General features: G+C 47.2%; 13 protein-coding genes. 10 read left to right on the top strand and 3 right to left on the bottom strand.

All coding sequences use genetic code 11. The features are described from left to right. Nucleotides 1-237 precede the first annotated feature (237 nt). From JZI27_RS18705 to JZI27_RS18690, 4 genes are read left to right on the top strand one after another with little or no spacing between them, the layout of a single operon-like run. Nucleotides 238-1,293, top strand: coding sequence for a TRAP transporter substrate-binding protein (locus JZI27_RS18705; RefSeq protein WP_122909103.1), 1,056 nt, complete (start codon nucleotides 238-240; stop codon nucleotides 1,291-1,293). 20 nt (nucleotides 1,294-1,313) lie between these two features. Continuing rightward, nucleotides 1,314-1,793, top strand: a complete 480-nt coding sequence (locus JZI27_RS18700; RefSeq protein WP_122909104.1) for a TRAP transporter small permease — start codon at nucleotides 1,314-1,316, stop codon at nucleotides 1,791-1,793. Further along, nucleotides 1,790-3,076, top strand: a complete 1,287-nt coding sequence (locus tag JZI27_RS18695; protein WP_280208680.1) for a TRAP transporter large permease — start codon at nucleotides 1,790-1,792, stop codon at nucleotides 3,074-3,076. The genes JZI27_RS18700 and JZI27_RS18695 overlap by 4 nt, the downstream gene beginning before the upstream one ends. A gap of 57 nt (nucleotides 3,077-3,133) precedes the next feature. Continuing rightward, entirely contained in the window at nucleotides 3,134-3,691 is a 558-nt protein-coding gene (locus JZI27_RS18690) for an NADPH-dependent FMN reductase (protein ID WP_280208678.1), read from the top strand. A gap of 69 nt (nucleotides 3,692-3,760) precedes the next feature. On the opposite strand, the gene JZI27_RS18685 is transcribed toward JZI27_RS18690, so the two are convergent. Together JZI27_RS18685 and JZI27_RS18680 are read right to left on the bottom strand one after the other, a co-directional pair. Further along, nucleotides 3,761-4,981: a dicarboxylate/amino acid:cation symporter gene (locus JZI27_RS18685; RefSeq protein WP_280208677.1), complete on the bottom strand. Its 1,221-nt coding sequence runs from the start codon at nucleotides 4,979-4,981 to the stop codon at nucleotides 3,761-3,763. 18 nt (nucleotides 4,982-4,999) lie between these two features. Next, entirely contained in the window at nucleotides 5,000-6,181 is a 1,182-nt protein-coding gene (locus JZI27_RS18680) for an aminotransferase class V-fold PLP-dependent enzyme (protein WP_280208675.1), read from the bottom strand. A 199-nt stretch (nucleotides 6,182-6,380) separates the two neighbouring features. On the opposite strand from JZI27_RS18680, the gene JZI27_RS18675 reads away from it, so the two are divergent. From JZI27_RS18675 to JZI27_RS18655, 5 genes are all read left to right on the top strand, one after another. After that, the gene (locus JZI27_RS18675; protein WP_280208673.1) at nucleotides 6,381-6,830 is read left to right on the top strand and encodes a DinB family protein; all 450 of its coding nucleotides are present in this window, start codon (nucleotides 6,381-6,383) and stop codon (nucleotides 6,828-6,830) included. Between the two features lie 75 nt (nucleotides 6,831-6,905). Continuing rightward, nucleotides 6,906-7,934 carry a helix-turn-helix transcriptional regulator gene (locus JZI27_RS18670; RefSeq protein ID WP_280208671.1) on the top strand — a complete coding sequence of 343 codons (1,029 nt, stop codon included), beginning with the start codon at nucleotides 6,906-6,908 and terminating at the stop codon, nucleotides 7,932-7,934. 1 nt (nucleotide 7,935) lies between these two features. Continuing rightward, on the top strand, nucleotides 7,936-8,244 hold the full coding sequence (locus JZI27_RS18665) for a putative quinol monooxygenase (RefSeq protein ID WP_280208670.1): 309 nt from the start codon (nucleotides 7,936-7,938) through the stop codon (nucleotides 8,242-8,244). A 360-nt stretch (nucleotides 8,245-8,604) separates the two neighbouring features. Continuing rightward, nucleotides 8,605-9,822, top strand: a complete 1,218-nt coding sequence (locus JZI27_RS18660) for a cation:proton antiporter (RefSeq protein WP_280208668.1) — start codon at nucleotides 8,605-8,607, stop codon at nucleotides 9,820-9,822. A gap of 21 nt (nucleotides 9,823-9,843) precedes the next feature. After that, complete coding sequence (locus JZI27_RS18655) at nucleotides 9,844-10,332, top strand: cation:proton antiporter regulatory subunit (protein WP_122909109.1); 489 nt, start codon at nucleotides 9,844-9,846, stop codon at nucleotides 10,330-10,332. Between the two features lie 106 nt (nucleotides 10,333-10,438). On the opposite strand, the gene JZI27_RS18650 is transcribed toward JZI27_RS18655, so the two are convergent. Then, nucleotides 10,439-10,786 (bottom strand): hypothetical protein, encoded by a 348-nt coding sequence (locus tag JZI27_RS18650; RefSeq protein WP_251244876.1) that lies wholly within the window; start codon nucleotides 10,784-10,786, stop codon nucleotides 10,439-10,441. 237 nt (nucleotides 10,787-11,023) lie between these two features. Between JZI27_RS18650 and desA the strand changes: the two genes are divergently transcribed. Further along, on the top strand, nucleotides 11,024-12,064 hold the full coding sequence (desA, locus tag JZI27_RS18645) for a Delta(5) desaturase DesA (RefSeq protein ID WP_280208666.1): 1,041 nt from the start codon (nucleotides 11,024-11,026) through the stop codon (nucleotides 12,062-12,064). Nucleotides 12,065-12,150: the final 86 nt, after the last annotated feature.

Below are 12,150 nucleotides of genomic sequence, written 5' to 3'. Positions count from 1 at the left end.
TTTTCAATTAGGAAAGAAGATGGAGGTGTAAAAAAACAGGAAATACGTTAATCAATTTACAGCCAGTGCCGAATCCTAGTAGATTTTGTCCAAAAAAATTCATTAAATGTTAAGCAATTTACATAGGTATTCCATTGGTTTCAGTACAATCAGAAGAGTTTAAATAATAAGTAAATACTGAAAGAATGCTTGGTTTGGCCATTCATACCACAAAATTCAATCATTCGGGGGTAGACAATGAAAAGATTCAAGAAATGGGGAGCATCACTGTTGGCTGTTTCCATGACCATGTTGTTGACAACTGCCTGTGGCGGCGGGGCTTCATCGACAGCTACGCCAGCACCAGCGCCAGCAACGGGTTCTACTACTGGGGATGCAGCAAACAAGCCAACCTACAACTTCAAACTGGCACATATCACACCGCCTACACACATGTGGCATTTGGCCGCTGAAAAATTCAAGGAAGAGCTGGATCAACGCTCCGGCGGACGCATGAAGCTGGAAATTTATCCGTCCAGCCAGCTGGGCACGGAAGCAGACATGGTGCAACAGATCGCTTCTGGTTCTGTTGATTTTGGATTTATTACTGCTGCCTATCTGAGCTCTCGTGCTCCTTCCTACGCTGCATGGCTGGCTCCATATGCGTTCAAGGATCTCGATGAAGCCAACAAAGCGCGCAAAGAAGAAGTATCCAAAAAGATTCTGGGTACGCTGGAAGAGCAGGGATTGGTCGGACTCGACTACTTCTTCGCCGGACAGCGCGTCATGCTGTTTAAAGACAAAGAAGTACTGAAGCCTGAGGATATGGCTGGACTGAAGCTTCGTGTAACGCCAAGCCCGCCATTGACTGACTTCTACACGTCTGCAGGTGCTGCGACCGAGGGACTTCCATTGCCTGAGGTGTACTCTGCTGTACAGACCGGGGTAATCGACGGTATGGACATGGACCTGGATGCTGCGATCACCAATAAGTACTATGAAGTCGTCAAATATGGCGCTGTAACTAATCACATGGTTTGGCCGGCGGTAGCAATGGCGAGTAAAGCGAACTTCGACAAGATGCCAGATGAGGACAAGCAAATCATCCGTGATGCCATCGATGCTGCGGCTAACTTCTCTGCTACGACGAGAGCAGGGCAAGAAGAGGAATTCAAAAAGACGCTCAGTGACAACGGCATGAAAATGTATGAAATCGATCCAGCCCTGTTTGCTCCATACGCAAAACAATTTGATGAAAAATACGGTCCAAAAGATCCTCTCATTCAAGAGTTTATCGATACATTCCGCAAATAGTTCATGAGGGGGAAACAAAGATGAAAGCATTGAGCGATGGCATATCCAGAATCGAAAAGCTCTTGGGCATTGTGCTCATGTTCGCAATGGCCGTCGTCGTCATACTAGCAGTCGTATTTCGCTATTTGCTTAATGCGCCCTTTTCATGGGCGGGAGAAGTGTCGGTATATCTGTTGATTTGGGTCAGCTTTATCGGCGGCAGCCTGGGACTGAAGTACAAGTCCCAGGCCGCTGTGACCATCCTGCTCGATTACTTGCCCAAGCAGGCACAGAAGATGCTGTTGATTGCAGGAAACATCTTGGTCCTGCTGTTTTTTGCCCTGCTGCTTTACTACAGCTACCAGTGGGTGTTTTCACCAGGAGTTGCCTTTCAAAAATCAAGCGCACTTTTGATGCCGATGTGGATTCCTTTTAGTGCGGTGCCGATCGGGCTTACTTTTGCTACCGTCCATATTCTGTCTAATCTCATCGATCTATTCCGAGAGGAGGAAGTCCGTTGACAGTTTTAGTGATTCTACTCTTCCTTCTATTCCTGTTGATGGGCATTCCGATCTCTCTGGTTTTGGGTATGATCACCATCTGCTATTTCTTTCTGGTGGGGAATACGACGCTCCTTACCTCTACGCCGATGCGCCTGTTTTCCGGATTGGAGAATTTCGGCTTGTTGGCGGTTCCATTGTTCATGCTGGCTGGTGAATTGATGAATGGAGGAGGGATTACCACTCGTCTGGTTCAATTCGCACGCGTGTTTATCGGTCACGTACGCGGGGGGCTGGCCTATGTTACGGTTGTTGCAAACATGTTCCTCGCTTCCATCCTGGGATCGGCCAATGCGCAGGCAGCGATGATGAGCAAAGTCATGGTGCCGGAGATGGAGAAGGAAGGGTATAACAAGGAGTTTTCCTCTGCCTTGACCCTTGCTTCATCGATCATTGCTCCAATTATTCCGCCCAGCATGATTTTTATTATCTATGGAACCTTGTCCGGCTCTTCCATTGGCGGTTTGTTCATGGCCGGGATTATTCCCGGAATCATTTATGGAATCGGTTTCATCTCACTCATCGCGTACATGGGCTATAAAAACAACTACCCCAAAAGTGAGCGCGCTACTGCAAAAGAAATGGTGAAGAGTACAGTCAGTGTATTGCCTGCGCTCTTGGTTCCTATTATCATTATTTTCGGGATTTTAAGCGGTGCTTTTACAGCGACGGAGTCCGCAGGGATTGCCTGTTTGATTGCCTTTATCGTAGGGGCGTTCCTGTATCGGGAGCTTGACTTGAAAAAGCTTCCGCAAATTTTCATCAATACCGTAATCAGCACGGCTACAGTCACCTTCCTGATCGCAATGGCTAACATTTTTGGCTGGATGATTGCTTTTGAACAAATTCCGCAATTGATCGCCAATTCGATGCTCTCGATCTCGGACAGCCCGTTTGTCTTCTTGCTGCTGGTCAATATCTTCCTATTGCTGATCGGGATGATTCTGGACGGAATTGCAGCCTTGATTATTCTGGTTCCGGTCCTGATGCCGCTGGTGACAGCCTTCCAGATCGATCCGATCCATTTCGGGGTAATCATTTGTATCAACCTGACCATTGGACTTCTGACACCTCCAGTCGGAACGGGACTCTTTATCGTCTCCTCCATCGCGGAAGTGAGGTTCGAGCGATTGGTCAAAGCCACTATGCCATTCTTGATTGTGGCGATTGTCATTCTTTTCATCATCACCTACTGGTCAGACGCTGTTCTGCTGGTGCCGCGATTGCTGGGGCTGACGACGTAGTCTGAATACGATCAGCAAAATACGAATACAGATGGCAAGGAAAAGGAGGTTGTCGAAGTGAAGCTGTTAGGCATATCAGGAACAATCATCGGAGCCAAGACGAGCATCCTCGTGCAAAAGGTATTGGATGAAGTGAAGCAGCTGGCCCCAGAGATTGAAGTGGAAATGCTGGACCTGCGGGATTACAAGATGTCCTTGTGTGACGGAAGGGATCCTGCGACATACCCGGATGATACGAAAAAAGTGATCGACCTCGTTTCATCGGCTGACTTCTATCTCATTGGAACGCCGATTTTCCAGGGTTCGCTGACCGGGGCATTGAAAAATCTGTTCGACCATATCCCGCCACAGGACCTGCGCAACAAGGTGATGGGTTTTGTAGCAAATGGCGGAACCTATCAGCACTACCTCGTGATTGATAATCAGTTGAAGCCCATCGCTGGCTATTTCCGTGCATATGTGGCACCAGGCTTTGTGTATGCGCATGCGGATCATTTCAACAAGCAAAACGAGATCGTGGATGAAGACGTGCTGAACAGAATCAGCAATCTGGCTCAAGAGCTGGTGCATATGCAAAAAGCGCTGAAGGGAACAGTCAGCATCACGCAACAGTAAGCGATAGAAAAGAAAGGTGCAGCTAAACGAGAGCTGCACCTTTTTGCATGTCAAAAATGGATCGGCTTGTCAGGTTTGTGCGTGGTGAGCAGGAAGACGCTTTTCTTCTTGCTTGGCTACGATTTTCGAACCTACCAGATCACCTAGGCAATTAAGCATGGTCAGCCCCATATCGATCAAGGCGAACACACCTGCGACAATGGCTACGATTTCTAGGGGGAGTCCAAAGGCGTCTACTAAAATAGCGATGGTCACGATCCCTCCACCTGGCACGCCGCCTGCACCAGTGGTCAAGACGAGACCCAGCAGAATCATTTTAAAAAGAATGGCCAAGGAAAGATCAGCTCCCACAGCTTGGGAAGCAAAAAGGAAGGTGAGCGCGAGCATGATTCCATTGCCATCTTTGTTCACTTGTGATCCGAGTGGAATGGTAAAGGAGGAGATACTTCTCGGAATCCCCAGATTGTCGGCACAATTCAAGCTGACAGGCACAGAAGCAAGACTGCTGCTGGTGCTTAGGGAAGTCGCAATCAGAGGTAGTGCGTTTTTGTAGAAGAAAGATATTTTGGTGCGGCTGAACAAGACGAGCAGAACGGTGTACAAGACAATTTGCAAGAGAATGGAAAGATAGGTAGCTGCCAGGTACTTTGCCAGAAAGCCAGCCAGCATAGGACCGTATTTGCCGACAGTGACAGCCATCAAGGCAAGCACACCGAGAGGGGCAATGCCCATGACAATTCCCACAAGCTTGCTGAACAGCTTGGTCAGCTTATCAAACAAGTTGCTCAGATAGTCCTTGTCTTCCTTGTTGAGAAACAGGATGCTGATCCCGACGAGTAGACTGAAAATAATAATTTGGTCGAATCTTCCCTCGGTCAAAGTCTTGAAGATGTTGGAGGGTATCAGATTGATCAGCGTCTCACTGAACGAAGGAATTTTTTCTACCGTGCCTTCGTATTTGCCATCGAGGACAAATCCCACCCCAGGCTTGAACCAGGAGCCAGCCAGAAGGCCAATGATCATGGCGAAAAGGGTAGTCAAAACGTAATAAAACATGATTTTGATGCCCACACGACCGAATACCTTCCCATCCGAGAGGGATGCAATTCCCGCGATCAAATTGAAGATAATCAAAGGAAGGGCAGCCATTTTCAAAAGATTGAGAAAAACAGTGCCGATCGGCTGCAGGATGGCTGACTCAGGACCTAATAATATACCGATCAGTGCCCCCAGCAGCATACCGGCAAAAATTTTGTAGAGCAATGGAATTCTTTGATATGCATGTATCATTTGAGATGACTCTCCTATCTATGGGGTTGTATGTGAATCTGAGTTAAGTGCGTTGATTTCTTCCAGAGCGCTGACAACCGTCTGGATATGAGTCTCGGTGTTATACGCATGAAGTCCAAAGCGGATGTAACCGCCGCGCATTGTAGCATAAATGCGTTTTCCTTTGAGAATCTCGATTACGTGTTCCTCTTGTGCTTGCGGATAATCAATGCAGATGATTCCAGAGTGATGCTTGGGATCAACAGGTGTCTGGATGCGAAGGGAGGTAGTTGCCAAAGCAGATCGCAATCGCCGATCCAGGGAAAGCACATGCTGTTCGATGTTCTGAATGCCGAGCTGGTTTATCAAGCGTACACCTGCGCCGATCGCTGCAATTCCTGCGTAATTCAGGTTGCCAGACTCCAGTTTTCTGGCATCGATATGCCAGTCCAAATAGCGGAAATTTGTCGTGATAGCAGGCGGCTTCACATGATTTCGGACACTTTGGTACGAAGCATACGGTGGGGTGATTTGTTCTGTGATGTCGCTTTGGCAATAGACAAAGCCTGCCCCAAGTGTAGCCAAGAGTCCTTTGTTGCCTCCGCACGCCAAATAGCTGATATTCATTGCTTTTACATCGAGATGAAGCCGACCAATGGCCTGAATGCCATCGACGATCAGCAGGATGCCTTGCTGGCTGCAAAAGGCTCCGAGCTCATAAAGATCCGAATAAAAGCCAGTAGTAAACTGCACGGCAGATAGGACAATTGCTTTTGTGCGGCGGTCGATGAATGGTGTGATTTGGGTCAGATCCACCCCGCCGTGCTGGCTGGGGACGACACGCAGATCCACCCCCTTCTCCTGCAAGCGGATCCATGCGAAGAGATTGGAGGAATGCTCCAGATCAGGAATAATGACGTTATCGCCTGCCTGGAACGGGTAGCCATTGGCAATGATTCCAATCCCTTCAGCGGTATTCTTGACGAAGCCGATTTCTGAGGCATCTGCTCCGATCAGCGATGCCACATCTGCGCGGGTTTGATGGACCAGCGCCCAAGAGGTGGATACCACATCCTCTCCGAAGTTGGCAATATAGTCCCGCGTGTAGCCGAAGTAAGCTTCCTGCACGCTTTTGGGAGGTATGACAACGGAGCTGACATCGAGAAAAACAATCTCGTTTAGGTGTGAAAATTCCTGTTCGATGAGCTTTTGATTGATCATAGAATGTCCCTTTCTGTTTAGGTTTTAATTCCGATTAAATAGATATGTTTTATTTGAATTAATGCTATGGTAGCTCTTTCCCGTTTGTCTGTCAATGCGGAGAAAAACGAATGACTACGCTCGCATTCACTGACCGTAATTGTCAGTGAAGTTTTTTTATACTGAAAGCGAATCGAGAAAAATAGTAGGAGGGCATCGCATGTTTAGAACGATGCAGGATTTTGCAACGGAATGGACACGGGAATCGGAGCAAACGGCTCTACTGCTGGATGCATGTAAGGACGAATCCTTGCAGCAAAGAGTAGCAGAAGGGCACCGGACACTGGGAGAAATCGCTTGGCATCTCGTACAGTCACTTCATTACATGACACAATTGGGGCTGAGCTTTTCGGCACCTAACGATGAAGCTTCAACATCGGCGAAAAAAATGGCGCAGGAGTATCGTACGATCAGTCGCGAGCTGCTCCAGGCTGTGACGACACAGTGGAATGACGAGAGCCTGCATGAAACCATTGAGCTGTGGGGACAGAATTGGAGGAAAGGAGAGGTTCTGCTTTTCACCATCATGCATCAAGTCCACCACCGTGGGCAGATGACAGTTTTGATGAGACAAGCCGGTTACGCAGAAGTCCCCCTTATGTTTGGTTAAGCTCGAATCCTTCAACGACTTATTTTGTGGTAGAATTTCCAAAATAGGTGTTTGATGGGGAAAGGGGGGAGAGACATGTCCAGAGCAGATAACATGCTGTCGATCCTGTGGTTGTTAAAGGCGGGCAAACAGATGACTGCGCAGCAGCTGGCCGATGAGCTGGAAATTCATGTTCGCACGGTTTACCGCTGCATCGATTCGCTGTGTGCGAGCGGCGTTCCCATCATTGCCGAGGCTGGTCACAACGGCGGGTATCGGATCATGGATCACTTTTCGAAAGCCCCCTTACTCTTTCGTACGGATGAACAAAAGGCGCTGATTCATGCTTCGATTTTTGCCCAAGACACCGGGTACCCCTTCACGGAAGCCTTGAGTCGGGCAATCGATAAGCTCAAGCGATATACAAACAAAGAACAGCTGGCGAGCTTGGAAAGATACGAAGAAGGTCTTGCCGTCATTCATCCTCCTGCAGACGAGAGACAGAAAGTCTTTTTGCAGCTTTTGGAGGAAGCCACGACACTTGGAAAAGCAGTTGAAATGAGGTATCTGAAAGAAAGGGAGACAACGCCTGTTTCCCGCAGACTGGACCCTTACGGCATTGTTTTTTGGAAGGGAAACTGGTATACAGTGGGCTTCTGTCATTTGCGGCAGGAGATTCGCAGCTTTCGTGTAGATCGGATTATGGATGCGGAGCCCTCCCATCACCGGTTTGAACGCCCGGCTCATTTTTCAGCCAAGGACTTTTTGTTAGGTCAGCTCTTGCCTGGTTCTGATCAGGCCTCATCTCTGCTGAAGGTCTGCATACACGGGGAAAAACAAGCGCTGGATGAGCTGTGCAAGCATTGGTTATTTGGGCACACGCTCATGAAAAGAACGGCCAGTGTTGCAGAATTTGAACTCAACATCGAATCGCTATTGACCTATGTACCCTATTTCTTACTTCCCTACGGCAAGGCCATTCAGATTGCAGAGCCGCAGTTTTTGATTAGCAGGATGGTCGAGGTCACGACAGGAATGGCTTCGTACTACCAGGAAATGCTCGCTGCCAATAGCGATCTGGAAGCGATAGGGGATCAGATATCCCGCAGGAAAGAGGATGAATAAGATGGGAAAATTCGGTCTGCTTGGCAAAATGCTTGCTCATGAGGGCAAGCGCGATGAACTCGTACAAGTGCTGCTGGAGGCCGCATCGATTCTGAAGAACTTCGATGGCTGTGAATGGTATGTGGTGAACGTCTCAGATGAAGAGCCGGATGCCATCTGGGTAACAGAGCTTTGGCGTGACGAAGCAGCGCATCAAGCCTCGTTGCAGCAGAGTGAGATCCGGAGCTTGATCCAGCAAGGTCGGCCACTCATCGCCGGGTTTGGCGAGCAGACGAGGTACCGACCGGTTGGAGGAGTAGGTTTGTCATAAATCGATGTGGTAGGGAAAGCCCGGGCTGTTAGATTAGATGCCTGGGCTTCTGGTTTTGTATGCCCGGACTGCGAGGATGATTCCTCCCATAGTGATATACCCCTATAATTTCTTTAATATATGGCAATTAAAGCACTATTCACCTGTCGATACTAGAAGTGGCTTGAAACACCAAGCCTCTTCATATAAACTAAAACTAATGTCTGGTCGTAAATATTTTGTAAATAAAGGGAATTGTTGCTTGTACTCGTGTTTTGCATGCATGCGCACGGGATATTAGCATGTACACGTTTCCGGAGTATGTGGTTGTAAGCGCTTGTACAATATACATCAAGATAAAGAGTGAATGGGGGGCATTCTATGGATCATATGATCTTCGAAGTAGGAACGGCTCTGATATTAGTTGCTATCGCGTCACTAGTCGCAAGCAAGTTGAAATTTTCCATCATTCCTTTTTTGATTGTTTTGGGGATGCTCGTTGGGCCACACGCACCAACCATTGGGATTCTTGATTTTACTTTCATTGAAAGTCAAGAAATCATTGAATTTATGGGGAGAATTGGTGTATTATTCCTGTTGTTCTATCTGGGTCTTGAATTCTCCGTCCCCAAATTAATCAAGTCAGGAAGAAATATCGTCTACGGGGGCACCATTTATGTCCTCCTGAACTTTTCATTGGGTTTGGCATATGGGTACTTCGCTAATTTTCCAATCTATGAAACATTAATCATTGCTGGAATGGTGTCCGTCTCTTCCACTGCGATCGTAGCCAAAGTATTGGTTGACTTAAAGCGGACAGGGAATTCGGAGACGGAATTGATTCTAGGAATGATTTTGTTTGATGACATATTCCTGGCTGTATTCTTGTCCGTCATGTCTGGACTGCTGCTTGGCGGTGCGACTTCCATCGGAGGCATGCTGCTCTCCGTCGGCATCTCGATCGGTTATATGCTGCTGTTCTTCGTGATCGCTCGCAAGGGTACCAAATTCCTGAACAAAATCCTGAACATCTCTTCCAATGAAATTTTTATCATTGTTGTTTTCTCCGCATTGTTTTTCGTTGCCGGTTTTTCGGAAACGCTACATGTAGCGGAAGCAATTGGCGCCTTGTTATTTGGTCTGGCACTTTCGGAGACCGACCATAGCAAACGCATTGAAAAACTGGTCGTGCCTTTCCGTGATTTCTTTGGTGCCGTCTTCTTCTTTAGCTTTGGATTGAGCATTGATCCCTTGACTCTGGGAGATGCGATTTGGTTAGCTTTGATAGCAGCATTTTTGACTATCCTAGGTAATGTCATTTCTGGTATGATAGCGGGACGAAATGCTGGACTTTCCCACAAGGCATCATTAAATATCGGTCTTACCATCATGGCGCGCGGAGAATTTACGATTATCGTGGCAAACCTGGGGATTGCGGCAGGTCTCATGCCCATCTTGAAGCCTTTATCCGCTCTCTATGTGTTGATATTAGCCATATTAGGGCCATTGTCTGCGAAAGAGTCGAAGCATATCTATAATGGCTTAAATAAGATATTCAAATGGAGCAAGCCACAGGAAAAAGTGAAAAATCAAGCCTAACGGAACGGAGGATGCGCAAAGATGGATATTATTCGCGAATCAGATTTGCCTGGCATTGGGAAAAAGTTTCAAGTGGAATCCAGATCAGGAGATAAAATGGTCATTGTCATTCATGATGATGGCAGACGGGAAATGTATCATTTTGATCAAGACGATCCGGATGAAAGCATTTCGATGGTCACCTTGGACGATGATGAGGCGAGACAGATAGCCGCCATTATTGGTGGCATGACGTACAAGCCGAAAGCGCTGGAAACGATTGAGGTTTCCCTGGATGAGCTCATCATCGAGTGGTACAAGGTTGAGTCGCATTTTAAATGTATCAATAAATCGATTGCAGACCTGCAAGTGCGTCAGCGCACAGGTGCGACGATTTTGGCCATCGTAGAAAAGAATAAGCAAAAGATTAATCCCGGACCGGACGATCTGCTCCAAGCAGAAATGACACTGGTGATGGCGGGAGAAAGAAAGCAAATCAAGCTGCTCAAAGAGCTCTTGGTACATGGCTAGGAGACATACCAACCTAAACAAAATGAAGTGCACCTGACCGGAGGGTCGAGCGAATCGATCCCGCCTGTATAAGAGGTGCACTTCATTTTTTGCTATGGCAAACCTTTTACTTCGCCAAATCCAGCAGGCTTTGGGACAAGGAGCTCAGCTCCTCCACACTGGCTGTAATTTCTTCTGTAGCTGCTGCTTGAGAATGAACCATCTGGGCGCTTTCATTCATCTTCGTAGACACGTCATTAATGGCAGTATTGATATCCTTCAGACTTTGCTCAATATTTTTAACGATCAGGTTGACGATGAATTCCTGCGTGGATGAAATCGCTTGCGCTTTCTCAGCAATATCGGCAATCGAAGCAGAAATCTGTTGCAGCGAGGCAGCCAAATGCTCAGCCGAGGAAGAGATTTTTTCTTGTTGATCCAAAGACCAGGCGATGCCGAAGGAGCCAACGATCACATCGTTCTCGTCCTTGATCGGCATGGTGACGCATTTGAAGGGTATACCGCGATATAAAATGAGGAACGGCCATCATTTTGTATTGAAAATATTTTCTGTCTATATGACATTTGTCATATCCTTCTCTTGACGTTTATGACTACATCAGACGGGCATTCCTTTTTACAATAAAGGTAAAGAGACTGTGGCTGGCGTTAGTTGACTTCTTAAGACGTCTAAGCGAAGAGGAGATATGTCATGCATCAATCCAACATTGCGCAATTGAAAAAAAAGATTGCTCCTTTTGAGCGAACAGATACCAAAGCAAGCATCAGACAGATATTCAATACACTGGTTCCCTACGTGCTGCTCTGGTACGCAGCGTATCATAGCCTATCCGTATCTTACTGGCTTACGCTGCCGATCCTCATCGTCGCAAGTGGTTTTATGATCCGGACATTTATTCTTTTTCACGACTGCTGCCATCAATCGTTCTTCAACAACCGATTGGCCAACGATATACTGGGCACGATTACAGGTGTCCTGACCCACGTTCCGTATGAGCAATGGAAAAACGCCCATGCGATCCATCATGCCACCAGCAGCAATCTGGATAAACGCGGAGTGGGCGATATCTGGATTATGACTGTAAACGAATATGAATCAGCTCCATTTTGGCTTCAAATAGCCTATCGCATTTACCGCCACCCTATTGTGATGTTTGGACTGGGACCGATCTATGTCTTTTTGTTTCAGTACCGTTTCAATCGCAAGGGAGCTAAAAACAGAGAGCGTCTCAATACGTATTTGACCAATGTTCTGTTGATTGCCTATTACCTTGTCATGTGCTGGGCTGTGGGCTGGGAAACATTCCTCCTGATTCAGGGACCAATCTTCTATTTGTCCGGACTGTTTGGAATATGGTTGTTTTATGTACAGCATCAGTTCGAGGATTCCTACTTTGAGAATGAAGAAGAGTGGAGCTACGTCAAGGCTGCAGTGGAAGGAAGCTCCTACTATCAATTGCCGAAGCCTTTGCAATGGATCACCGGGAACATCGGTTTTCATCATGTACACCATCTGAGTCCAAAAGTTCCGAACTACAATCTGGAGAAAGCGCATCATTCGACTCCGCCATTGCAGCAAGCTACTACCATTACGTTGAAATCCAGTTTGAAGTCTCTTCAATTTCGACTATGGGATGAACAGAACAAAACGTTTGTCAGTTTTCGCGATTGGAAGCCCAGAGCCAGTCAAGTGGCGCTAGCGGAAAAGCCGCAGACACGAAAAAGCTCTTGATTGGAAGGAAAATAAGCCTGCACAACCGGACTGATTCGTATACACTTACGTTATTGGGACTTTCAATGCCCGAGAGGTTTTATCGG

The sequence above is a fragment of the Brevibacillus sp. AY1 genome (assembly GCF_029870785.1).
Classification (GTDB): domain Bacteria; phylum Bacillota; class Bacilli; order Brevibacillales; family Brevibacillaceae; genus Brevibacillus; species Brevibacillus invocatus.
The sequence above is the reverse complement of the archived record's forward strand: the minus strand, read 5'-3'. Positions and strand labels throughout refer to the sequence as shown.